Origin of the sequence: Christiangramia crocea, from assembly GCF_022410465.1 — a bacterium.
GTDB lineage: Bacteria > Bacteroidota > Bacteroidia > Flavobacteriales > Flavobacteriaceae > Christiangramia > Christiangramia crocea.
This window is the reverse complement of the sequence record NZ_JAJSON010000005.1, coordinates 19,703-42,173: the sequence shown is the minus strand read 5'-3', so window position 1 is coordinate 42,173 and position 22,471 is coordinate 19,703. Positions and strand designations below refer to the sequence as shown.

At 40.8% G+C, this 22,471-nt stretch carries 25 protein-coding genes; 4 read left to right on the top strand and 21 right to left on the bottom strand.

Annotation, left to right across the window (positions count from 1 at the left end; all coding sequences use genetic code 11):
* Window positions 1–15: 15 nt before the first annotated feature.
* From LU635_RS01410 to LU635_RS01315, 20 genes are all read right to left on the bottom strand, one after another.
* Entirely contained in the window at window positions 16–738 is a 723-nt protein-coding gene (locus LU635_RS01410) for a response regulator transcription factor (RefSeq protein WP_240095401.1), read from the bottom strand.
* A gap of 4 nt (window positions 739–742) precedes the next feature.
* Complete coding sequence (locus tag LU635_RS01405) at window positions 743–2,320, bottom strand: sensor histidine kinase (protein ID WP_240095399.1); 1,578 nt, start codon at window positions 2,318–2,320, stop codon at window positions 743–745.
* A gap of 52 nt (window positions 2,321–2,372) precedes the next feature.
* A complete protein-coding gene (coaE, locus tag LU635_RS01400) occupies window positions 2,373–2,978 on the bottom strand; it encodes a dephospho-CoA kinase (RefSeq protein WP_240095398.1) in 606 nt (201 codons plus the stop codon).
* On the bottom strand, window positions 2,975–3,883 hold the full coding sequence (locus tag LU635_RS01395; RefSeq protein ID WP_240095397.1) for a YbbR-like domain-containing protein: 909 nt from the start codon (window positions 3,881–3,883) through the stop codon (window positions 2,975–2,977). Before LU635_RS01395 ends, coaE begins: the two co-directional genes overlap by 4 nt.
* A 25-nt stretch (window positions 3,884–3,908) precedes the next feature.
* Window positions 3,909–4,925, bottom strand: coding sequence for a glycosyltransferase family 2 protein (locus tag LU635_RS01390; protein WP_240095396.1), 1,017 nt, complete (start codon window positions 4,923–4,925; stop codon window positions 3,909–3,911).
* Between the two features lie 99 nt (window positions 4,926–5,024).
* Entirely contained in the window at window positions 5,025–5,846 is an 822-nt protein-coding gene (locus LU635_RS01385; protein WP_240095395.1) for an enoyl-ACP reductase FabI, read from the bottom strand.
* 235 nt (window positions 5,847–6,081) lie between these two features.
* Complete coding sequence (recN, locus tag LU635_RS01380) at window positions 6,082–7,734, bottom strand: DNA repair protein RecN (RefSeq protein WP_240095394.1); 1,653 nt, start codon at window positions 7,732–7,734, stop codon at window positions 6,082–6,084.
* A gap of 58 nt (window positions 7,735–7,792) precedes the next feature.
* On the bottom strand, window positions 7,793–8,680 hold the full coding sequence (porD, locus tag LU635_RS01375) for a type IX secretion system protein PorD (RefSeq protein ID WP_240095393.1): 888 nt from the start codon (window positions 8,678–8,680) through the stop codon (window positions 7,793–7,795).
* A complete protein-coding gene (gene coaBC / locus LU635_RS01370; RefSeq protein WP_240095392.1) occupies window positions 8,673–9,881 on the bottom strand; it encodes a bifunctional phosphopantothenoylcysteine decarboxylase/phosphopantothenate--cysteine ligase CoaBC in 1,209 nt (402 codons plus the stop codon). Before coaBC ends, porD begins: the two co-directional genes overlap by 8 nt.
* Before the next feature lie 14 nt (window positions 9,882–9,895).
* Window positions 9,896–10,222, bottom strand: a complete 327-nt coding sequence (locus LU635_RS01365) for a DNA-directed RNA polymerase subunit omega (protein WP_240095523.1) — start codon at window positions 10,220–10,222, stop codon at window positions 9,896–9,898.
* Between the two features lie 11 nt (window positions 10,223–10,233).
* Entirely contained in the window at window positions 10,234–11,043 is an 810-nt protein-coding gene (locus tag LU635_RS01360) for an outer membrane protein assembly factor BamD (protein WP_240095391.1), read from the bottom strand.
* 139 nt (window positions 11,044–11,182) lie between these two features.
* The gene (gene dapA / locus LU635_RS01355; RefSeq protein ID WP_240095390.1) at window positions 11,183–12,058 is read right to left on the bottom strand and encodes a 4-hydroxy-tetrahydrodipicolinate synthase; all 876 of its coding nucleotides are present in this window, start codon (window positions 12,056–12,058) and stop codon (window positions 11,183–11,185) included.
* Window positions 12,058–12,570, bottom strand: coding sequence for a DUF6913 domain-containing protein (locus tag LU635_RS01350; protein WP_240095389.1), 513 nt, complete (start codon window positions 12,568–12,570; stop codon window positions 12,058–12,060). The genes dapA and LU635_RS01350 overlap by 1 nt, the downstream gene beginning before the upstream one ends.
* Window positions 12,571–12,690: 120 nt before the next feature.
* Window positions 12,691–13,389, bottom strand: coding sequence for a hypothetical protein (locus LU635_RS01345; RefSeq protein ID WP_240095388.1), 699 nt, complete (start codon window positions 13,387–13,389; stop codon window positions 12,691–12,693).
* A gap of 152 nt (window positions 13,390–13,541) precedes the next feature.
* Complete coding sequence (locus LU635_RS01340; RefSeq protein ID WP_240095387.1) at window positions 13,542–14,219, bottom strand: M15 family metallopeptidase; 678 nt, start codon at window positions 14,217–14,219, stop codon at window positions 13,542–13,544.
* Window positions 14,220–14,227: 8 nt separating this feature from the next.
* Window positions 14,228–16,222 (bottom strand): NAD-dependent DNA ligase LigA, encoded by a 1,995-nt coding sequence (ligA, locus tag LU635_RS01335; RefSeq protein WP_240095386.1) that lies wholly within the window; start codon window positions 16,220–16,222, stop codon window positions 14,228–14,230.
* A 16-nt stretch (window positions 16,223–16,238) separates the two neighbouring features.
* Window positions 16,239–16,910 carry a VOC family protein gene (locus tag LU635_RS01330; protein WP_240095385.1) on the bottom strand — a complete coding sequence of 224 codons (672 nt, stop codon included), beginning with the start codon at window positions 16,908–16,910 and terminating at the stop codon, window positions 16,239–16,241.
* Between the two features lie 2 nt (window positions 16,911–16,912).
* On the bottom strand, window positions 16,913–17,515 hold the full coding sequence (locus tag LU635_RS01325) for an LOG family protein (protein WP_240095384.1): 603 nt from the start codon (window positions 17,513–17,515) through the stop codon (window positions 16,913–16,915).
* A gap of 5 nt (window positions 17,516–17,520) precedes the next feature.
* Window positions 17,521–18,369, bottom strand: coding sequence for a peptide chain release factor N(5)-glutamine methyltransferase (prmC, locus tag LU635_RS01320; protein WP_240095383.1), 849 nt, complete (start codon window positions 18,367–18,369; stop codon window positions 17,521–17,523).
* Between the two features lie 64 nt (window positions 18,370–18,433).
* Window positions 18,434–18,919, bottom strand: coding sequence for a GNAT family N-acetyltransferase (locus LU635_RS01315; protein ID WP_240095382.1), 486 nt, complete (start codon window positions 18,917–18,919; stop codon window positions 18,434–18,436).
* 27 nt (window positions 18,920–18,946) lie between these two features.
* On the opposite strand from LU635_RS01315, the gene ribD reads away from it, so the two are divergent.
* From ribD to LU635_RS01295, 4 genes are read left to right on the top strand one after another with little or no spacing between them, the layout of a single operon-like run.
* The gene (gene ribD, locus LU635_RS01310; protein WP_240095381.1) at window positions 18,947–20,005 is read left to right on the top strand and encodes a bifunctional diaminohydroxyphosphoribosylaminopyrimidine deaminase/5-amino-6-(5-phosphoribosylamino)uracil reductase RibD; all 1,059 of its coding nucleotides are present in this window, start codon (window positions 18,947–18,949) and stop codon (window positions 20,003–20,005) included.
* Window positions 19,983–20,591: an HAD family hydrolase gene (locus LU635_RS01305; protein ID WP_240095380.1), complete on the top strand. Its 609-nt coding sequence runs from the start codon at window positions 19,983–19,985 to the stop codon at window positions 20,589–20,591. The genes ribD and LU635_RS01305 overlap by 23 nt, the downstream gene beginning before the upstream one ends.
* On the top strand, window positions 20,588–21,460 hold the full coding sequence (locus tag LU635_RS01300; protein ID WP_240095379.1) for an EamA family transporter: 873 nt from the start codon (window positions 20,588–20,590) through the stop codon (window positions 21,458–21,460). The genes LU635_RS01305 and LU635_RS01300 overlap by 4 nt, the downstream gene beginning before the upstream one ends.
* On the top strand, window positions 21,457–22,071 hold the full coding sequence (locus LU635_RS01295) for an IMPACT family protein (protein WP_240095378.1): 615 nt from the start codon (window positions 21,457–21,459) through the stop codon (window positions 22,069–22,071). Before LU635_RS01300 ends, LU635_RS01295 begins: the two co-directional genes overlap by 4 nt.
* Here the strand turns inward: LU635_RS01295 and LU635_RS01290 are convergent.
* Window positions 22,068–22,466: an acyl-CoA thioesterase gene (locus tag LU635_RS01290; RefSeq protein WP_240095377.1), complete on the bottom strand. Its 399-nt coding sequence runs from the start codon at window positions 22,464–22,466 to the stop codon at window positions 22,068–22,070. The two genes, LU635_RS01295 and LU635_RS01290, sit on opposite strands and share 4 nt — an antisense overlap.
* Window positions 22,467–22,471 lie beyond the last annotated feature (5 nt).

The following is a 22,471-nucleotide window of genomic DNA, read 5'->3' as shown; positions in this document are numbered from 1 at the left end:
AACTGAAATAAACTTTTAAGCCTGGGTCTCCTCCTTGTTCTTAACAACAAGTCTGAAACCTTCTCCGTGGATATTCAGTATCTCCACATTCTCGTCTTTTTTCAGGTATTTTCTAAGCTTGGCGATATACACATCCATACTTCTGGAAGTAAAATAGTTATCATCTCTCCAGATCTTGGTAAGTGCCAGTTCCCTTGGCATAAGATCGTTCTCATGTAATGCCAGTAATCTTAACAGTTCATTCTCTTTTGGAGAAAGCTTTTGTGGTTCCTCATCCCTGAAGGTAAGGAATCTCAGTTTTGAGTTCAGGTGGAAATCACCGATCTCGAATTCGAATTGTTTGCTGTCGGCAACACTATCAGTCGCTTTACGCTGCATGATAGCTTTTATTTTCATGAGAAGCACTTCGCTGTCAAAAGGTTTGTTCAGGTAGTCGTCTGCCCCTACTTTATATCCTTTCAGCACATCTTCTTTCATCGCCTTGGCGGTAAGAAAGATGATAGGTATTTCTTCATTCTTATCACGTATTTCCTTTGCCAGGGTAAAGCCATCCTTATAAGGCATCATCACATCCAGGATACAAAGGTCAAAATCGTCTTTTTTGAACTTTTCAAATCCTTCCATTCCATTTTTGGCGTGAGTCACCTCATAATCGTTCATTGCGAGGTAGTCTTTAAGAACTGTTCCGAAATTCGGATCGTCCTCTACTAACAGAATTTTCTTGTTTTCAGTTTCCATGTATTTAAGATATTAGTGGTAGTTTAATAATAAAAGTACTTCCTTTTCCTTTTTCGCTATTCACGGTGATCTGCCCGTGATGGTCTTCCACTATCTGCCTTGCATATGCAAGACCGAGTCCGTGACCTTTCACATTATGGATATCACCGGTGTGTTCACGATAGAATTTTTCAAATATTTTTTTCTGAACCAGTTTGCTCATTCCAACTCCCTGATCCCTGATTTCACAATAGATATAGTTCTTAACGTTGGCCGTATAAATATCGATCTTTGGAGCGCCTTCTGAATACTTAATGGCGTTATCCAGAATATTGACGATCACATTGGTAAAATGATCCTGGTTAGCCAGGACCGAGGAGCGTAGAGCTCCAAAATGAGTCTGTATATAGCCACCACGATCATCAACGATGAGTTCAACATGACTTATAGCATCCAGAATTAGATCGTGTAACTGATGTCTTTCCTTTTTAAGGTCGAGTTCATTCTTCTCCAGCTTGGAGATACGCAACACATTCTCTACCTGTGCATGCATTCTCCTGTTCTCATCCTTTATCATCTGCAGATACCTTGAGACCTTAGACTTATCGTCCATGATCTTAGGGTTCTTGATCGCATCCAGAGCAAGATTGATTGTTGCAATAGGCGTTTTGAACTCGTGGGTCATATTATTTATAAAGTCTGTCTTTATCTGTGATATCTGTCTTTGTTTGATCAATTGCGAAAGTGCACTTGAATATGCGATCACGATGATCAGTGTAAATATAATCGAGAGACAGGCCATCAGGATTACTGATGACAATACCGCTTCTTTCTTATTAGTAAAGTTAACCAATAATTGATAACTACCGCTGCTTACACTATCCATAAATAATGGCACAGCATAGGTTGCAGGATGATTAAGGCTAAAATTATCTGAATGCAGATTGGTTTCTATGGAATTATTATAGACTCCATATTCAAAATCACTCTTTAAATCTCTGCCTTCCAGTTCATCTTTCAGTAACTCTCTAATAGTTTCGTTAGAAACCCTTTTATGTACAGGCAGTCTTGCCACAAGTTCAGAAATAGCGGAACGAAGAATATCCTTTTCCACCTCTTCCATCCGTGAAATACGTTCTATATGTTCAATTCGCTGCCTTGCGCTTAGATTATCCCCATCCAGCCGATTAGTGTTCACGATATCAGTCATCCTCTTATTGATCATTTTGGTGAACTGTATACTGTCCTGGGCAAATTGCAAAAAACCAGAGGTGACTTTATAATCTTCTTCTAATATGGTTTCAGAATTAAAATAGGTCTCGTTTGGGTTAATTCCTTTACGGGAATAAAAATATTCCGTTAATGTCTTGTCACTAAGTTTACTGTTAGTGCTGTCAGGATTTTTGAATTGAAAATAATAATTTTCGATTTCCCTGTTCTGGATCTCTTCCGAAACACTTAATAAAACCTGTTTTGCATTATAAGAAAACTGCTGCTCCCGGTCATCTATCGTGCTTTTAATCCAATATCCCTGAACAAAAATGATACCGATTAGGGACAAACTCATCAGGGCAACGAGAAGGACAAAAAGCTTCTTATTCATGCGTTCAAAAGTAGTATTTTAACATTTAGACATTAAAGTGTTTAACCAAATGTTAACAGAACTTCTGGCAATTTTTGCCTCCTTTTAAGATTTCCCCGTGAATATGTTCAACCTGATGTCTGGTATGCTGTAATTCCTCGTTTTCTATTATGAAATCGGCAAGTCCCCTCTTCTTTTCATCACTCCACTGGTTGTCCATTCTTTGCTGAATTTCTTCTTTAGAGCTATGATCCCTTTTCTGAAGTCGGTCTATTCTTAACTTTCGTGGAGCGGTCACCAAAATATTGAGATCGCATTTTTTATAACTGCCTGTCTCAAATAAAATGGCGGCTTCATAGATCACATAATCTGCAGACTGTTCCTGGACCCATTTTTTAAAGTCGGCCTCCACGGCCGGGTGTATGATATTATTGAGTTTTTCTAAAAGCGCAGTATTTCCAAAAACGCGGGAAGCTATAAGTTTACGGTTAGGGCTATTTCCATTGTAGGATTCCTCCCCGAAAAGCGAAATAATGCTTTCACGGATCTGTGAAGAATTATTCATCAATCTTTTTCCGGCTTCATCGGCGATATAAACAGGAATATTCAGGTCTCTGAAAAAACCGGCCACCGTGGTTTTTCCACTTCCAATTCCGCCGGTAAGACCTACTATTTTCATCTTTTGATAACAAATTGTATCCTGCGTTCATTAAGCCTCAGGTTATTGATAAACCCGGGTTTTTCCACTATCTGGGCCATCATGTAATCATCCCCTTCAGAGACACTCTCATAATCACAGACCACCCTGAAATCTGCAGCGCTTACATTATCAAACTCTTTCAGGTTAACCTGGTAATATACTATCACGGTTTTAGGAAAATAGGCAAGATTCAAACCTTCAGGAACGTTGATGACATCCACCGGAATTTCGGCACTACCCTCAGTAAATTTACTAACCTCTTGGTAATAATTCACCGTATTCTCATAAAAGCTCAGCATTCCGAGATCTGAAGTATCGATCTCCACAGTCCCGTTAAGGTCCTGGTTCACTCTGTTAAGTTTTATAGTTCTAGTGGGAACTGTAATGATGCTGTCTATGATCTTCCTGGGTCCACTCACCTTAACGGAATCGGGCTCAAGTCTAACCGGCTCGCTGGCTGAATATCCCACCGCATAGTTCACCTCAATATTGGGAAGCACTTTCACCATCTTCTCTTTTTTAAACTGAAAAGGTATCAGAATCTCCTCCTGAATGATCCTGGATTTTTCAAAATCTATCTTCAGCTGTTCTTCTATCTCCGAAAGATGATTTTCGAGACGGTAAACTAGGTTATCTTCGGTTTCCCTGGCTTTTGAAAGGTCTACGGTAAGCCCGGGATTGAATATCTTATAATAATAGATGCTAAAACCATTGTCCTGTAACTGCAGATCCACATGGTCTGGTTTTTCATCAGAAATACTCTTATCCAGCGGTGCATTTATATAATTAAGAGGCACTTCTATCAATTGAGTATAGGTCTTTGAAAACTGAACCAGTACCCATACAACAGCTGCAAACCCCAGAAAAAAACTGAAGGTCTTCAAACTTGATCTTTTAAAAGTTCGTCTCTTAAGCACCTGTACTTTTTTTAAAAAATAACTGGGGAAACTCCTTTTCAGGCTGTTTTTTCATAATCCCTGTTTTAATGGTAGACTTTAAAAAACCTACACCATATCCCGAAAATTGAACGATCACAGCCCTTATAGCGAGTAGCCCAATATAAATACTTTTATATTTTATCGCAGCATCCATGCCAATAATTAGGAAATAAATAAGATAAAGACCAATATAGAAAACTTCTCCTAAAGCTGCCATAGCAGTAGCAAAGAGTAAACCTAAAATAAATACAGTAGGGAACCAGTAGGTGATCTTTGCCGAACCGGGATGCCATTTATTCAATATAGGCCTCACGAGGCCGAATTTCTTCACCTGAATATAGAACTTATTCCAGTCTATCCTTCGTTTGTGAAATACTTTTGCATCGGCTATAAGACAAATGCTAAAGCCATCTTTCTTTAGTCTCAGGCTTAGATCGGGGTCCTCGCCGGGATGTATCTGGCCAAAACCTCCGCTGCTTTCAAAAGCTTCCCGGCTAATACCCATATTGAAACTACGTGGCTGAAATTCGTTCACTCCCTTCCTGCCACCCCTTATACCACCGGTGGTAAAAAAAGAGGTCATACTGTAATCTATGGCCTTCTGAACATTGCTGAAAGAAGGATGCGCCGCATCAGGACCTCCAAAACAGTCACACGAATTAGCAGAAAGGAACTCATGTACATTCTGCAAATAATCTTCGGGGAGGATAACATCAGAATCAAGGATAAGGAAATAGTCTGCTTCAGCCATTTTCATCCCGTAGTTACGGGAATCACCGGGACCCGAATTTGCCTTGAAGTAATAAGAAATATTCAACTGGTTTGAATACTCTTTTACTACTTCTTCTGAACTAAGATCGGAGCCGTCTTCGATGATCACTACTTCAAAAGCAACTGTAGCAGGAAGTTTTCGCATGCTTTCCAGCAGTTCCCTTATCTCCTCGGGACGATTATAAACCGGAATGATGAATGAGTATTCGGGCTGCATGAAAGCAAGTTATAAAAAAACCAGCTGAAGAATTATCCTGTCTTGCTTCCAGACTCTGCTCGAAGTGACAAAGGATTTTTTTCAGCTGGTTCTGGTAATTTATTCTTCGTCTTTTATAAAGGCCTCCATCACCTCCTGGCTTACTCCGGTATTAGAGAAACCACCATCATGAAACAGGTTTTGTAAAGTCACTTTTTTAGTATAGTCAGAGAACATAGTCACGGTATATTCGGCACATTCCTGGGCAGTTGCATTCCCCAGCGGAGACATCTTTTCTGCAAATGAAATGAATCCGTCAAAACCTTTAACCCCCTGCCCTGCAGTAGTTGGTGTTGGTGATTGGGAAATGGTATTTACCCTTACTTTTTTATCCTTTCCGAAGAAATATCCGAAGCTTCGTGCAATAGATTCCAGGTATGCCTTATTATCTGCCATATCATTATAATCAGGGAATACCCTCTGGGCTGCCATATAACTCAGGGCTACGATGCTACCCCATTCGTTCATGGCATCTTTCTTATAAAGCACCTGCATGGTCTTATGGAAAGAAACGGCAGAAACATCCCATCCCTTGGTAGTGAAATCATAATTCATATTGGTATAATGATTTCCCTTTCTAACGTTCACAGACATTCCAATGGAATGAAGAACAAAATCTATCTTCCCGCCAAGGACCTCTGTAGCCTTGTCCACCAGGTTCTCAAGGTCTTCAACATTCGTCGCATCGGCCGGAATGATCTCAGAGCCTGTCTTTTCGGCAAGTTCCTTTATGCTTCCCATTCTCATTGCGATAGGCGCATTGGTTAACACAAATTTTCCACCTTCAGCGTGTACTGTTTCGGCAGTTTTCCAGGCGATTGAATTTTCATCCAGGGCTCCAAAAATGATTCCTCTTTTACCTTTAAGCAGGTTATATGACATGTGATTTATATTTTGTGGTTGTAGGCTGTAAATATAGCAAAGTTGTTTGAAATGGCTTCTTGCAGTTATCAGTTATCAGAAAATGAAACTGATCAAAAAACTTCACTAATAAGTTTTTATAACTAAGAGTCATTGCGAGCGGAGTGTGACGGAGCGAAACAAGGCAATCTCAGATACTTATTCTTAAAATTGAAAGGCTGTGCCGGGTTAACATCTCATTTGTGATATCCCAATACTAATTTAGCAACGCCTTTGCGTGTGCTCTGGCCGAATCGCTTTTGGTATTACCGCCCAGCATGAGAGCAAGCTCTTCTATTCTATCTTTTTCTTCCAGCCTGATGATCTTGGTTTGTGTAACCTGCTCGTTATCTTCCTTGAAGATCTTGAAATGAGTAGCTCCTTTTCCTGCTATTTGCGGGAGATGAGTGATCGCGACCACCTGCATATTATTACCCATCTTCTGAAGGATCTCTCCCATTTTCTGGGCGATCTCTCCCGAAACACCGGTGTCTATCTCGTCAAAAATGATAGTAGGCAGGTTGCTTTGAGCAGCGAGGATACTTTTCACAGCGAGCATGATACGAGAAAGTTCCCCTCCTGAAGCTGCCTTTTTTATTTCTTTAAAACTTCCTCCCTTGTTAGCTGCAAGGTACCATTCCAGCCTGTCCCGTCCATTGGAAAGGAAATCCTTTCCCTGTTCCAGTTCAATGTTAAGCCTCGCGTTTGGCATCCCGAGATCTTTAAGTATCTGCTCGGTCTGTTCAATAAAGGCAGGAACAATCTTTTCCCTTTTCTGATGTAGTTCGTCCGCAGTTCTGGAAAGTACAGATTCCTGTTCCCCAATGGCGGCCTGAACCTCATCAAGGAGTGCCTCGGCGTTTTCGGTTACCGACACCTTTTCACGAAGTTCATTCATGATATTGATGAGTTCGTCCACATCCTCCGCATTATGCTTCTTTTGGAGATTATAGATAAGCTGAAGTTTCTGATTCACCACCTCGAGTTCTTCGGGATTAGCCTCTATTCTTTCCAGTGCACTGGTCATCTCGGCCTCGAGGTCATCGAGTTCTATGATCACACTCTGTATACGTTCATAGAAATTTTCATAATTGGAAGAAAACTGAGCGATCCTGGATAGATTAGTCCTTACAGACTTTAAACTCTCCAGACTACCTATCTCTTCCTGCTGCAAATAATTAATGGCTGAACTGAGGTTTTCGGTAAGTTCCTCTACATTGTTGAGCTCCTCGTACCTTTCTTCCAGCTCCTCCTGCATTCCTGACTTAAGACCAGCTTCTTCAAGTTCGTTAAGAAGGAAGAGATTATAATCATATTCCTTAGCAGCCTGGGATTGCTCCTCTTTCAATTCTTCACAACGGGCAAGCAAGGCTTTGTATTCCTTTAACTCCTTCTTATACTGGATGATAAGAGCCTCACTTTTAGCGATGGTATCTATTACCTCGAACTGATAATCTGAATTCCCCAGACTCAGGGTTTCATGCTGGCTGTGTATATCTATAAGATAGCCACCCAGTTTTTGAAGTGCCGTGATCTTAACCGGAGTATCATTAATAAAAGCTCTTGATTTTCCGGAAGGTAATATTTCCCGCCTGATGATGCTAACGGGCTCATAATCCAGATCTTCCTTTTTAAAAAAATTCTCCAGTTTATAATTAGAAATGCTGAAATTCCCTTCTATCACGCATTTCTTTTCTGAATTCCTGATAGAACTAAAATCGGCCCGGTCTCCCAGCAACAAGCCCAAAGCACCAAGCATAATTGATTTTCCCGCCCCCGTCTCTCCTGTTATTATGGTAAATCCGGACTGAAGATCTATATTGATATCTTCAATTAGCGCATAGTTCTTTATAGAAAGGGATGTAAGCAAATCGGTTAAAATTTGTGCTAAATATACGGGAGAAAAAAATTGAAATCAACCAAAAAGGCTACTGAATATTTCTCCAGTTTTTGGAATACCTTGGGGCAATATTGTTGAGTGTTTGCAGGAGCTCATCACTATTAATGGCCGGTCCTCCCGAATATACCTGGGAGATCTCATCAGCCTTGGCATCAAAAAAGACACGCAGCAACAGGGAGTTATTCCTTCTACGGTTCATCACTTCAAGCTTTTTCAAGGCTTCGGCGATGCCTTCCTTTCCCGCAAGCACATCTTCATGCATTACATCTAGTCCTAACCGGTGATATTCGTAAAGGGCATCGCGGTATTCGGCATAGGTATTGGCAAGTAGATCTGCGTTGAGTCTGTATCTGGACCTTTGCCCATCAGCTCCACGCCAGCCCTGCGAATTACCCTGCTGGGCAGTAGTGACAATCCTGTTTGCCTCCTCAAAGTAAGGGGTTCCTCCTTCAGGCGCGAAGGTATCTGCATCGAGCCCGAGTATAGTATAAACGTAAAATGAAATTACCGAAACAAGATTTGAAGTATAAGTATTCTGACTGTAGTTTAATGGCTGGTATTCCCTGTAGTTAAAACTTAACTGCTCATCATTAAAATTAAAAACGGGAGTGATCATCGAGGTTCCGTAAACCGGCCTGGAAGACTGCACCTGGATACTACCGTTAAAACTCTCGCCTTCAAAACTGGAGATGGTTATGAACATGCTGCAGTTAATACGCTCATGACTCTGAAAATCCTGTTCTGTCCAACTGGTTTGATTTACGAACTCATTCAAAGCCCTTTGAAGGGTTTTGAATACTGAAAGATTTGTTTGGCCTGTTTGTTCGGCATTGATGATCACCTCACAATTAAGCTGCTGGGCATTACTAAACTGCAATCCCACAAAAACAAATATGATACTTAAAATCTTACGCATTCAGCAATTCTATGATCTCGTTTAAAATATCCCGGGCAACTTCTTTCTTGGGTTTAAGTTCAAAATCCTTTTTTCTGTCAGGATAAATAATACTTACTTTATTGGTGTCTGTCCTAAACCCGGCACCTTCATCATTCAGTGAATTTAATACAATAAAATCAAGATTCTTTCTTTTCAGCTTATTTCTTGCATTTTCAACTTCATTGGTCGTTTCCAGCGCAAAGCCAATTAATTTTTGATGCTTTTTCCTTTCTCCCATACTGGCCAGGATATCCTCCGTCTTTGTGAGCTCAAGGCTAAGCGAATCATCTGTCTTTTTTATTTTCTCATTTGCCACTGTTTTAGGTCTGTAATCGGCGACAGCGGCCGAAGCGATGAAAACATCGGCATTATTGAAATTTGCACCTACGGCTTCGTACATATCATGGGTACTGGTTACCCTTACCAAATTGATCTTTTCCTCATCTATGGTCAAATGAGTGGGGCCCGAGACAAGTGTAACCTCCGCACCAAGTCTATGAGCTGTTTCAGCAAGCTCATATCCCATTTTTCCGGTAGAATGATTTCCTATAAAACGTACAGGATCTATAGCTTCGTATGTAGGACCTGCTGTGATAAGCACCTTTTTACCTTTTAGTGGCAGATTTTCAGAAAAATGATCTTCCAGGAATTTCAGGATTTCTTCAGGCTCGGCCATTCTGCCTTCACCATGTAAACCGCTGGCCAGCTCTCCTTCTCCCGCCGGGATCATGATATTACCATATTCCTGCAGGATCCTAAAACTATTTTTGGTAGATGGATGTTTATACATGTCCAGGTCCATCGCCGGAGCGAAGAACACGGGACATTTAGCCGAAAGGTAGGTGGCCAGTAGAAAATTATCGCTATTTCCAGAGGCCATTTTAGACAGTGTATTTGCTGTAGCAGGGGCTATAAGCATGAAATCGGCCCATAGGCCGAGTTCAACATGATTATTCCATTTCGCATTTTCGTCTTCCTCATCGGTAAATGATGTATAAACCTCATTTTTTGAGAGTGTAGACAGGGTAAGCGGAGTGATAAATTCTTTAGCGGCCGTGGTCATAACTACTCTAACCTCAGCTCCGGATTTGATAAACAGACGTACTAATGCGGCAGTCTTAAAAGCGGCAATACCTCCGGTAATGCCTAACAAAACTTTTTTGCCCTTAAGTACAGACATGTTCGAGCCCGATTCTATTCTTCGGTATCTTTAGTATTACGCCAGTAGATCTTGTCTTCAAGCCATTCCTGGATCGCAAGAGCCTGTGGTTTTGGAAGTCTTTCGTAGAACTTGGAAACTTCAATCTGCTCCTTATTCTCAAAGATCTCGTCTAAAGAATCATTATAAGTTGCAAATTCATCAAGTTTTTCCAATAATTCCTTCTTGATCTCCCCATTGATCTGGGTAGCTCTTTTCGCAACTATCGAGATCGCTTCATAAATATTACCGGTTGGCTCATCTACTTTATTTCTATCGATAGTAGTAGTGTTTACCGGTGCGTCAATTTTCTTAAAATCCATCATTCCTAAAATTAAAAATTTTGTAACCTTTTGTCAATATCTGATAAGGATTCTTCCAGTTGCGGAATATACTCCCCTTCAGGATAGTATTTTTTATATGAATTATAAAATTCTCTTGCTTCTTTTAACCGATCTTCCATCAAAACCTGAAAACTGTTGATCGCCAGTTTATAGGCCGAATCGAACCTGTAGTAGTATGCTGCCTCTCTAAAAGGAGATCCGGGATAATCAGCGATAAAATTATTGAAGGATGCGATTGCCGCCTTGTAATATTCGGTATGGTGATATTGTTTGGCGATCTCGTATGCCTTCTTCTCCAGCTTGATCCTGAGCTCGGTAGCCATTTCATTGGCAGGCGCTACAAATTCCCCATCAGGATATTTATTCAGGTAGACCTGTAATTCTTCAATTGCTTTATGGGTATCTGTCTGGTCAAGATTATATCTTGGAGATCGGTAATAGAAACTGGCTGCTCTTTTATAAACCGCTTCTTCAGCCTTTTCGCTATCGGGATACAGCTGAAGGAATCTTTCAAACTGAAAAGGAGACAGGTAATAATCCCCAAGAAGGTAATACGTATCTGCCAGCAGGAAAACTATTCTCTGGCCCTGAGGCTTCCCACGGAATTGAGGCTCAATCTGTTCCAGCAATCTTAAAGACTTTCTCAGCTTCTTATTACTGTCTTCTTCCTTGCCTTCGTTATATAATTCCTCTGCCGTGCTATATTTCGCAGCGGTCTCATCACTCTTAAGTAATTTCTGATACTCACCGCAGGACAGCGTTAGCATTAGCAAACTTAAAACGAGAATTCCTTTTTTCATGATACGTAAAAACATCTGGCAAAAATACATTTTTTGTTACTATAAAAAAAACTTTCCTGAACTAGCCAAATAACCCTGTTTTTAAGGGTTTATTGTAGTCCGGGAGGTCCTTTTCTGAAAAATTCTGATCCCTGAGCTATCAGAATTTATCCACAAATGCATTTATTCTTGATTGTAAAGACTCACTGGCCTCTACCAGCGGAAGTCTCAGAACATTGCTTATCATTCCCTTTTTTGATAATAAAGCCTTGATCCCTGCCGGATTCCCTTCAGCAAAAATAAGCTCTATGGAAGGAGCTATCCTATAGTGAAGTTCATAGGCTTCTTTCACCCTGCCTTCCAGCCCTGCTCTCACCATATCTGAAAATTCTCCTGGAAGTCCCTGGCCTATCACAGATATCACACCTTGTCCCCCTGCAAGAGTCATGGGGAGGGTGATCATATCGTCTCCGGAGATCACTTTAAAATCTTCAGGCACCAGGCTAATAAGTTTCATGGCCTGTACAATATCACCAGCCGCCTCTTTTACTCCTATCACGTTATCCAGCTCCCGGGCAATACGGTTAATGGTTTCGGGTAAAACATTAGAAGAGGTTCTGCCCGGAACATTATAAAGGATAATCGGCAGTGGCGACGCTTCTGAAACTGCTTTGAAATGACGAAAAATGCCTTCCTGAGTGGGTTTGTTATAATATGGAGAAACCGATAGTATGGCATCAAAACCAGCCAGGTCTGCAGACTTTATCTCGTCTACCACCCCAGCCGTATTGTTTCCTCCAATACCCAATACCAAAGGAAGTTTACCATCATTCGCCTTTTTCACTTCAGATTTTATCAGCTCCTTTTCTTCTGAAGTAAGGGTAGCGCTTTCAGCCGTAGTTCCAAGCACCACAAGATAGTCGATACCATTTTTGATCTGGTCTTTGACAAGAGCGGCCAAAGCTTCAGTATCCACACTTAAATCCTCTTTAAATGGAGTGATAAGAGCCACTCCAGTTCCAACAAAGGCTTCCATCAGTTATTCTTTTTTAAGATTTTTAAATATTTCAATGCTTCCTGCTGAAAAACTTCAATATCTCCCGAATCTATTTCCACATCATAGATACCATATTCATCGGGGGTATTACCAATTTTCACGCCAGCTATTGCTACAGCCGAAAGCAAAGCGGTAGCCGAAGTGTTCTTTGAAAAATGACAGATGATAAAATCAAATTTATTTTCAGCAAAACTTCTTATCCCTTCAGATTTGAACTCTCCCATCGCCGAGATCTCTTTAGGATCCAGAATCGCTGCATCCAGATCTTCAGGCAAACTTTCCCGGGAACCACAAACAGCAATACTAAAGTTCTCTTTTTTAAGCTGAAGCAACTTGTAAAATTCTGCCAATTTCCAGTTCTCGTCAAAATTTTCAGCATCAATTATCAAACCGGCTTTTCCTGAATATTCCCCAAAAGATATTCTCTTTGCTGTCAAAGCACGGTGTATCTTTTTTGAACAGAAATAACTTTTCAGCTTACCGGAGATCATCTATTAATTTTAGTGGCGCAAATGTAAATAATTTATCACAACAAGAAAGAGGTTTGAGATCTGTGAACATAGGTTACCATTGGAATTTAACAGCTTTGTACATTTTGTGAAATGCCGGTATCATACCAGATTGATCAACCTAAGCTTCTTTTCTTCGGTCGCATAGAACTGAAAAGCCAGGATTACACCGGTAAACCTTAGAATACTCTCTATAATAAGGACACTGGTATCACGAAGATAGAAAGCTGCCATATCCCTGAGAACATCAGAAACTACCACTGCCATTACCAGACTGATAAAAAATACCGACTTCCTGGAATAGGAGTTCAGATAATAAATGAGGGCTACAATGGCAAGAACCAGCAGGTTTATATAGTAGGCCGAATAAAAGCCCACCTCAATTACTCCAGCTAAATGCATCTCCATTTGCCGCAAATGCTGGAAAAGGAAGTAGATGTTTACGGCTACCAGAATAAAAAAGAAAAACAGCATGAACTTATTGGCCGTTTCTCTTTGAGTATATCTAACCGCCTCCCTGATCAGAAAAAAATAGGACGTCATGCTGAAGAACATCGCTATAAAATAGATCGGTCTCGCTTCATGGAAAAAATTGAAGATTGCTGCTACCAGGCTTAGGCCCAGAAAAGCGATAATATTGAAATTGGCAAAATCCAGTCGTTTGTAAAAACCAACGAATAGCGGAAAATAAACCAGAAATTCGGTAGTGTTCACCATCCATTCAATATCATAGGCCACAGAGAACAGATTAACTGCCAAAATAGGCAGGCAGGCCAATATAAAGATCCGGCTATATTTCATATTTCAATGCAGGGCGTTTTGGGGGCGAAATATCTTCAAATATTACCAATATATCAAACAAACCATATTTTTTTGTTAATAAAAATAGTATATGGAGTAAAAAATTGAGATTTTCTCAAATTCCGTAGATTCATTTTCGAAAAGAACCGGAATTATTTTACAGGGAAATCGAAGTAAGTATCAGGGTAAGGTTCAGGAGTAAAAGTATAATGCCACCACTCTTCGGAATAAGATCGAAAACCGTACTTTCTCATTATGCTTTTCAGCAATTCCCGGTTCTTTCTTTGTTCTTCTGTAATCTGGCTGGTATTATGATGGGAGATCTCTCCAAAAAAATCATAGCTACTTCCCATATCTACCTCTTCGCAGTTTTCAACATGGATAATTGTGAGATCAACGGTACTCCCCCGGGAATGTCCCGATCTAGAAGCTATATAGCCAAATTCAAAGAGGTCTTTTTTTGCAACCTTCGGATAGAATTTCGATTTCATAAGAGTATCGTTCCTGTCCCGTGCCCATTCTATAAAATGGTTGACCGCAGTTTGTGGCCGGTAGGCATCAAAGATCTTCAGCATATAATCTTTTCTGATGAACTCTTGCTGAACCCTGGCCAGAGCCCGAGCAGCGGGCTCGCTTAAAATAGCCTGTGCTGCTTTATAGCCTCTAACCGGTTTTCCAATGAAATTATTACTGCCTGCATAACGAATTTCATATACCACTCCAGGGATTTTCGCATCGATATAAACAAAACCATCCGGTAACGGGTTAGCCTGTGAAAAAGATATCCCGATACCTATAAATAAATAAAGAAGAACAAGTTTAAACTTCAAACCCAGATTCAATTAAGCATTTCAAGAAAGTCGTCCTCGCTAATAATATTGGTTCCAAGCTTTTCAGCTTTGGCCAGCTTACTTGGTCCCATATTATCTCCGGCCACAAGGTAATTGGTCTTTGAAGAAATTGAACTCGAAACCTTACCTCCGTTATCTTCTATAAGCTTCTTCAGCTCATTTCGGGAAACTTTTTCAAAAACCCCTGAAATTACAAAAGTATTACCTTCAAGTTTGTTGGTCTGGTTTGCAAGTTTCTCTGCCGATATCTCAAGTTGTATACCATATTCTTTTAACCTTTCAACATTTTCCCTGTTTTCCTCATTTTTAAAGAAATCCACCACACTCCAGGCGATTCGTTCTCCAATCTCATCAAGATTGATCAGCTCTTCCTCTGATGCCGCCATAAGGGCATCAATATTTTTAAAATGTTTAGCCAGTTTTTTGGCTACTGTCTCCCCCACATATCTGATTCCCAGCGCAAACAATACTCTTTCAAAAGGAACTTCTTTGGACTTCTCGATTCCGGAAATAAGGTTTTCTGCAGACTTTTCGGCCATTCTTTCCAGAGGTAGCACATCCTCTTTTTTTAAGGTATAAAGGTCGGCATAGTTTCCAATGAGCTCATTATTTACAAGAAGTGCTACAGTTTCACCACCCAAACCTTCAATATCCATCGCTTTTCTGGAGATATAATGCTGAATACGACCGGTGATCTGCGGAGGGCATCCATTTGTATTGGGGCAGTAATGCTGGGCTTCTCCTTTATTACGAACCAGCTGGGCTCCACATTCCGGACAATGGGTAATATATTGAGTTGGTTCGGAATCCTGATCTCGTTTTGTGAAATCCACTCCCACAATCTTCGGGATAATCTCACCTCCCTTTTCTACAAATACCGTATCACCTTCCCTCACATCAAGTTTTTCTATCTGGTCGGCATTATGCAGGGATGCCCGCTTTACGATGGTTCCTGCCAGCTGTACTGGTTCCAGGTTGGCCACAGGCGTTATAGCACCGGTACGGCCCACCTGAAAGGTGATCTTTTTCAGTTTGGTACTTTCCTGCTCTGCCTTGAACTTATATGCCATTGCCCATCTTGGAGATTTCGCGGTATGCCCGAGTTCTTCCTGCTGATGAATGTTATTTACCTTGACTACCACCCCATCGGTTTCATAAGGCATATCGTGACGATGCTCATCCCAGTAGTTGATATACTGAAGCACCTCTTCTATGGAATCCTTGAGCTCCGATTCTTCAGGCACCTTGAAACCCCATTCCCTGGCTTTTTCAAGCACCTCAAATTGAGTAGTGATCCCGGTATCATTTCCTGCAATACTATAAAGGAGACATTCCAGAGGCCTCTTTGCAACCTCAGCACTATCCTGAAGTTTCAAACTGCCGGATGCAGTATTCCTTGGATTCGCATATGGCTCTTCGCCGAGATCCACGCGCTCTGCATTCATTTTAGCAAAGCCCTCATAAGGCAGAATGATCTCTCCCCGGATATCGAATTTTGCAGGATAATCACCTTTCAGTTTTAAAGGAACAGAGCGAATGGTCCTTATATTATTGGTGACATCATCTCCCTGAAATCCGTCTCCACGAGTCAGGGCTCTCTTCAGCCTTCCGTTCTCGTATGTAAGGCTTATGGAGGCTCCGTCATATTTCAATTCACAAACATACTGTACCTTCCCTTCAACGATCTTCCTAATCCTCTTTTCCCAGTCTTTAAGCTCTTCCTTAGAATAGGAATTAGAAAGCGAATACATTCTGTGTTCATGGACCACGGTCTCGAAATTCTTGGTAATCGCCCCGCCAACTCTCTGAGTCGGAGAATTCTCATCATAAAACTCAGGATGTTTCTCTTCAAGTTCCTTAAGCTCCTGAAGTTTCATATCGAACTCATAATCACTTATCTGAGGTCTATCAAGTACATAATAATTATAGTTATGCTGTTGCAGTTCTTCTCGTAGACTCTGAATTTTCTTTTCGACGTCCATGTATAATCAGTTGGTATTATTTTTTGGATATTTCCAGTTGGTTATCATTAAAATTAAGATCGAAATAATCGCCTTCATGTTCGAATTCCAGTTTAAAGTCAGACACGCAGGCTTTATCACCGGTAGGGAACCAGTTCTTTAGATCATTATTGATCGTAATGATCAGGCCTGAGGGGTCTCCAATTGCACAAAAACGTTCATAATCACCATCAAATTTATGCAGTCCGCATTCCAGGTTGAGTTCTTTAAATTTTTCCCTCACATTATGGGTCACCAAGCCTATTTCGGCTATGCCAACTATACTGGAAGGCATAAAGATCGCAGACTCCGGTTTACTGAAATCCCTGCGGGAAATGAACTCCATTATATTCTTATCCTTATCATAGAAATAAACTGACATTGCCTGCCAGTTACTGAAATCGATGATCTTTTCCCTGTTATTCTGAAGAGCGACCATTTTATTCTCTACCCAGGCCAGGGCTTCTTCCTCCTGCCTGTCTGGAATATGAAGGGCAATATGGTATGGAGTCGCATTTTCCTTAAATTCAAACCTTAAAACTGAATATCCCGCGACCAGCTCGAAGCTTTTCTCGGAGTAATTCTTCGCCTTAAAGTTCAACTCATCACGATAGAATTTAAGTTGGGATTTTATATTACTGCTGTAGACCGTAAGCTTTTTTATTTTCATGATCAGGTCTGATTCTTATTCATCCATTTAGGGACCGGCTTCGGTTCGAATTTCCTCATCAACTCCAGAAGCTTTTCAAAATCATCTGAAACCAGGAGTATATCAAGATTATCCTCTTTCAACAGTCCTTTTGAAGTCATTTTTTGGAACATACTTACCAGATCATCATAAAAACCTCCTATGTTTAGTAATCCAATCGGCTTCCTGTGCAGACCAAGCTGTGCCCAGGTAACGATCTCAAAGAGCTCTTCAAAAGTACCGAAGCCACCCGGGAGAGCAACAAATGCGTCGCTAAGTTCGTTCATGGAAAGCTTTCGCTCATGCATATCATTGGTGGTAATAAGCCTGTCCAGTCCTGGGTGTACCACTTCCTTCGTCTTTAAAAAATCAGGGATTACCCCCGTCACTTTTCCATTATAATCCATCACTCCTTTGGCCACCTGCCCCATTAAGCCAAGTTTACTTCCACCATACACGAGCCTGATATTATTTTGAGCAATCACTTTTCCAACATTGTAAGCGGTTCTGTAGATCTCTGGATCGTTGCCATCACTACTGGCACAGAATACGGCCAGATTATGGAGATTATTGAATGTATTACTCATTTTCTCTATTTCTTAATACCCTTAAGCATTCGGAAGTTTCCAAAAATATCCTTTTTCAGCCCGGTTTCAAAACCAAAATTTTCCACCAGCTCTTTTGTTTCTTCAGCGAGGTACTGGTTTATCTCAAAATATAAACATCCGCCGGGCTCCAGAAAGTCCATGGCCAGGCCGGCGATCTTTTTATAGAATATCAGAGGGTTTTCATCTTTTACATACAGCGCCTTCTCAGGTTCATGGCCAAGGACGTTCTTATCCATTTCCTTCTTTTCGAGTTCTCTAACGTACGGAGGATTGGAAACGATGATATCGAATTTTCCGGCAAGGCTCTCTGTTACGAGAATATCCATTTTCTGAAAGTTCACCATAACCTTATTCTCCGCTGCATTGGCTTTTGCCAGTTCCAAAGCTTCCTCTGAAACATCAAAGGCAGTGACCTCAGCATTCTTCAGCGCCTTTGCCAGGCTTATGGCGATACAGCCGCTACCAGTCCCGATGTCGAGTACCCTTATTTTCTTCTCTTCTTTTTCAAAGTCAGCTACTATCCACTCCACCAGCTCTTCGGTTTCCGGCCGGGGAATAAGCACATGTTTACTCACCCTGAAATTCATCCCGAAGAATTCTTCTTTTCCGGTGATATGCTGAATGGGCTCATGATCTTTCAACCGAAGCAGAGCATGTTCAAACCAGGCTTTCTGTTCTTCCGATACTTCAAAATCTCTGTCTAACGCAGCTTCCAGCCGGGTCATTCCTAAATATTCCTCGGTGAGAATATAGAAAAACGATTCTATTTCGGTGGCGGGATAATCGTCCTTTAACCGTTCAATGAACTGGATTCTTAAATGAGATAGAAGCATTTTTAAAGCTGATTATTTTAAGTTAAAAGTTTAGAGTCCTTGCTTTAGGCTTATTGTTCTAAGCTCAGAGTTCTTTTGTCATAAAAACCGTGCAATTATAATGACCGGTATCACCAAGCGGTTTATCAATTACCTCAAAGCCGTTCTTATCGTATAAACGACGGGCGTTTTCCATATAAGGCAGGGTCTCGATATAACACTTTCTGAAACCTTTATTCCTTCCAAAATCAAGACACTGGGTGATCATCTTCATCCCTATCCCCCTTCCCCGGGCTTCAGGAAGAAAATACATTTTTTGAAGTTCGCAAACTTTTTCCTCCAACCCTGTTAAAGGTGCGATCCCGGCTCCGCCGATAATTTTTGTATCCTCTTCAACCACAAAGTAGGCACTTCTTTCATCATTATACGTCTGGGTCATGTCATCCAGCGCCTTATCTTCGTAAGCAGTACCAACCTTTGGAACACCCATTTCAACAAGCACACTTCTAATAAGGTCTTTAACCTGCTGATTGTCTTCTGGTTTTATCTGTCGGATTTTCCATGTATTCATTCTGGCTAATTATTCTATTTTTGTGAGGTGAATATAAGCGAAAAATACATAAAACGCTGCATAGAACTTGCCCGAAACGGCCTTGGAACTACCTATCCAAATCCAATGGTGGGAAGTGTAATTGTTCATGAAGAAAAGATCATTGGAGAAGGCTGGCATAAAAAGGCCGGAGAGCCCCATGCCGAGGTGAACGCCATCAATTCAGTGAAGAATGAGGCCCTGCTTAAACATGCAACGATTTATGTTAACCTGGAACCCTGCAGTCATTATGGAAAAACACCTCCCTGCAGTGACCTGATTATTGAAAAAGGAATCAAAAAAGTGGTCATCGGCACTATGGATCCCTTTGCCAAGGTGGCAGGTCGTGGAATCAAAAAACTGATGGATTCAGGTTGTAAGGTAAAAGTTGGAGTGCTGGAAGAAGAATGCCTGGAACTGAATAAACGATTTTTCACTTTTCATAACAAAAAGCGGCCTTATATAATACTGAAATGGGCACAGACGCAGGATGGTTTTATTGCTCCGGAAACAAAGGCAGAAAAGAAACCTGTTTGGATCACCAATAAATATTCGGGCACCCTGGTTCATAAATGGCGTAGTGAAGAGGCAGCCATTCTTGTAGGCACCAGTACTGTACTTGAAGACAATCCAAACCTGAATGTAAGAAAATGGACGGGTGAAGACCCAGTGAGGATCATTATAGATAAGTCCCTCAAGATCCCAAAAGATGCTTCGATATATAATGACCAACAAAAAACCATTATCATTTGCGGGCAAAACAACCAAACCTCAAAAGAAGATAATCTGATCTTTGAAGAGATAGTTTTTTCAGAAAATATAGCGCAGGATATCTGCAGAATTCTTTATAAGCATGAGCTGCAGTCGGTGATCATAGAAGGCGGAACCAATACCCTAAAACAGTTTATAGAAACCGGCCTCTGGGATGAAGCCAGAATTTTTACCGGAAAGTCACGTTTTAAAAAGGGGCTGAAGGCTCCTTTGCTAACTGGAAAACTGGAAAAAGAGTTGATGATCGCAAACGATAATTTAAAAATTTACAGAAATGATCAAGGCAATAATTTTTGATTTTGGAGACGTATTTATCAATCTGGATAAAGATGCAACCAGCAAAAGGCTGAAGGAAATGGATATCGATAAACTGCCGGAATCAATAATGGCGAAAAACAAAGAGTATGAACAGGGTTTTATTACTTCTGATGAGATCTCTGAACATTATCGTGCACATTTTCCGCAGTTGCAAACTAATGATTTCCTGAACTCCTGGAATGCAATGATCCTTGAGTTTCCGGAATATCGTTTCAGATTCATTCAGAAGCTTGCCGAAGAAAAGGACTATAAACTTATCCTTTTAAGCAACACCAACGAAAACCACATAGAACATATAAAGAGCAATGTTACTTTTTTTGAAGATTTCAGGAATTGTTTTGACGCCTTCTATTTATCCCATGAAATAGGATTACGCAAGCCGGATCCTGAGATCTTTGAATTCATCCTGGATCAACATGAACTTCAACCGGAAAACTGCCTTTTTATTGACGACACCGCTGAGCATACCGAATCGGCCGCCAGCCTTGGGTTTAACACCTGGAATATTGAGCCCACCAGGGAAGACGTAATAGACCTGTTTACCACTAAAAGTGATTTATTTTGATCTACCTGCTTCTGAGTGTATTATCATCTACCATAATTTTTGTGGTATTCAGGCTTTACACAAGATTTAACGTAAATACACTCCAGGCGATTATAGTTAATTATTTTATTGCCTGTACGGTTGGTTTCTTCGGTTATATAGAGGGTTCAGATTTTAGCCATGTCCCTTCAGAAAACTGGTTTCCCGGTGCCCTGATGCTTGGTGTTCTTTTCATTACCGTCTTCAATCTTGCAGCGATCACCACACAAAAAAGCGGACTTTCGGTGGTCGCGGTAGCTACAAAGATGTCGGTTGCCATCCCGGTTCTATTCGGAATCTTCCTGTACAAAGAGAGTACAGGAGCCCTGAAACTAACAGGCATTGTACTGGCTTTGGCAGCAGTTTACCTCACCTCCATAAAAACCAGGGAAGGTTTAACTATAAAGAGTAAAAATCTAATTTTTCCACTGCTCGTATTTTTAGGAAGTGGGATCATAGACACCAGTCTAAAATACCTTGAAACCAGTTATGTTGCTGAAGAAGATGTAGGTCTCTTCTCCTCTACCATTTTTGCCACGGCCGGAGCCCTGGGAGTTCTGATTCTGATAGTACAGGCATTCTTAGGAAAACTAAAAATCAGCTTTCGGAATATTCTTGGCGGAATCGCCCTTGGAATCCCAAACTATTATTCCATTTATTTCCTGGTAATGGCCCTGAGGAGCAATGGATTTGAAAGCTCCACTATTTTCACCATAAACCATGTAGCCATTGTGACTCTTTCTACCCTCACTGGCATCCTTCTGTTCCGGGAAAAGCTCTTAAAGAAGAACTGGATTGGGCTCGCAATAGCTGTAATAAGTATAATCCTGGTTGCAAATTCTGCGATATGAAAGACACTTATCAAAGCATCACCAAACCTTCTCCCGAGGTGCTCTTCAAGGACAGAAATTCAAAGTTCTTTGGATATGCTTTCCCTATAAAGTCTGAAGAAGAGGCCAATGAACATATTGATGAACTAAAAGCAAAACACCATAAGGCCCGTCACTGGTGTTATGCCTGGCAACTGGGAAAAGAAGAGGAAAACTTCCGTTATCGCGCCAATGATGACGGGGAGCCATCCAATTCGGCAGGAATGCCAATTTATGGTCAGATACAGTCTTTTAATTTAACCAATATACTTATAGTTGTTGTTAGGTATTTTGGCGGAGTGAAGCTGGGAGTTGGCGGACTCATAAACGCTTATAAAACTTCGGCACAAATGGCTCTGGAAGAATCGGATATCATAAAAAGGACGATCGATGAAGTTTTCGTTGTGAAATTTGATTATCCTGAAATGAATAAGGTGATGCAGGTGATAAAACAGAATAATCTGAATGTAATAGACCAAAAACTTGAAATAGACTGTAAGGTTTTTATTTCGGTAAGAAAAAAAGATGCAGAAAAGATCTATTCAAAATTTGACAATACTTATAAAGTAGAAATAACAAAACTCAGAGATTAGTCCTTCAGTTTTTCTAATATATATTCAGGGCAGCGAATAGGTTTCCTTGTTTTCGCATCCATGAAAACCAAAACTGAAGTAGCTGAAGTCACCAATTCACCATTTGAGTTAAAGACGGAGTAGTCAAATATAATTTTAACATTTGGCATTTCCTTCAAACGGGTTTCTACCTTAAGGTTTTCATGAAAAGTGACGGGTTTGTGATATTTCAATTTTAATTCGAATACCGGCAACATTATCCCTTCTTCTTCCATACTTTTGTACGAGATCCCAAGAGACTCTAACCAGTCTATCCGGGCTATTTCAAGGTACTGAGGATAATTGCCATGATGCACCACACCCATCTGATCGGTTTCGGCATATCGGACTTTAACAAAAGTTTCGTGTGATTTCATGTAAA

Excerpts from the sequence above, each read along its gene's own strand:
- LU635_RS01390 (WP_240095396.1), bottom strand. The coding sequence starts at position 4,925 with ATGCAGCCCGAATACTCATTCATCATTCCGGTTTATAATCGTCCCGAG.
- LU635_RS01365 (WP_240095523.1), bottom strand. The coding sequence starts at position 10,222 with ATGGATTTTAAGAAAATTGACGCACCGGTAAACACTACTACTATCGAT.
- dapA (WP_240095390.1), bottom strand. The coding sequence starts at position 12,058 with ATGGAAGCCTTTGTTGGAACTGGAGTGGCTCTTATCACTCCATTTAAA.
- LU635_RS01325 (WP_240095384.1), bottom strand. The coding sequence starts at position 17,515 with ATGAGTAATACATTCAATAATCTCCATAATCTGGCCGTATTCTGTGCC.
- LU635_RS01345 (WP_240095388.1), bottom strand. The coding sequence starts at position 13,389 with ATGAAATATAGCCGGATCTTTATATTGGCCTGCCTGCCTATTTTGGCA.
- LU635_RS01305 (WP_240095380.1), top strand. The coding sequence starts at position 19,983 with ATGATCAAGGCAATAATTTTTGATTTTGGAGACGTATTTATCAATCTG.
- LU635_RS01350 (WP_240095389.1), bottom strand. The coding sequence starts at position 12,570 with ATGATCTCCGGTAAGCTGAAAAGTTATTTCTGTTCAAAAAAGATACAC.
- porD (WP_240095393.1), bottom strand. The coding sequence starts at position 8,680 with ATGCGTAAGATTTTAAGTATCATATTTGTTTTTGTGGGATTGCAGTTT.
- LU635_RS01290 (WP_240095377.1), bottom strand. The coding sequence starts at position 22,466 with ATGAAATCACACGAAACTTTTGTTAAAGTCCGATATGCCGAAACCGAT.
- LU635_RS01405 (WP_240095399.1), bottom strand. The coding sequence starts at position 2,320 with ATGAATAAGAAGCTTTTTGTCCTTCTCGTTGCCCTGATGAGTTTGTCC.
- LU635_RS01295 (WP_240095378.1), top strand. The coding sequence starts at position 21,457 with ATGAAAGACACTTATCAAAGCATCACCAAACCTTCTCCCGAGGTGCTC.
- LU635_RS01315 (WP_240095382.1), bottom strand. The coding sequence starts at position 18,919 with ATGAATACATGGAAAATCCGACAGATAAAACCAGAAGACAATCAGCAG.
- LU635_RS01360 (WP_240095391.1), bottom strand. The coding sequence starts at position 11,043 with ATGAAAAAAGGAATTCTCGTTTTAAGTTTGCTAATGCTAACGCTGTCC.
- LU635_RS01330 (WP_240095385.1), bottom strand. The coding sequence starts at position 16,910 with ATGAAAATAAAAAAGCTTACGGTCTACAGCAGTAATATAAAATCCCAA.
- ligA (WP_240095386.1), bottom strand. The coding sequence starts at position 16,222 with ATGGACGTCGAAAAGAAAATTCAGAGTCTACGAGAAGAACTGCAACAG.
- LU635_RS01385 (WP_240095395.1), bottom strand. The coding sequence starts at position 5,846 with ATGTCATATAACCTGCTTAAAGGTAAAAGAGGAATCATTTTTGGAGCC.
- LU635_RS01410 (WP_240095401.1), bottom strand. The coding sequence starts at position 738 with ATGGAAACTGAAAACAAGAAAATTCTGTTAGTAGAGGACGATCCGAAT.
- prmC (WP_240095383.1), bottom strand. The coding sequence starts at position 18,369 with ATGCTTCTATCTCATTTAAGAATCCAGTTCATTGAACGGTTAAAGGAC.
- coaBC (WP_240095392.1), bottom strand. The coding sequence starts at position 9,881 with ATGTCTGTACTTAAGGGCAAAAAAGTTTTGTTAGGCATTACCGGAGGT.
- coaE (WP_240095398.1), bottom strand. The coding sequence starts at position 2,978 with ATGAAAATAGTAGGTCTTACCGGCGGAATTGGAAGTGGAAAAACCACG.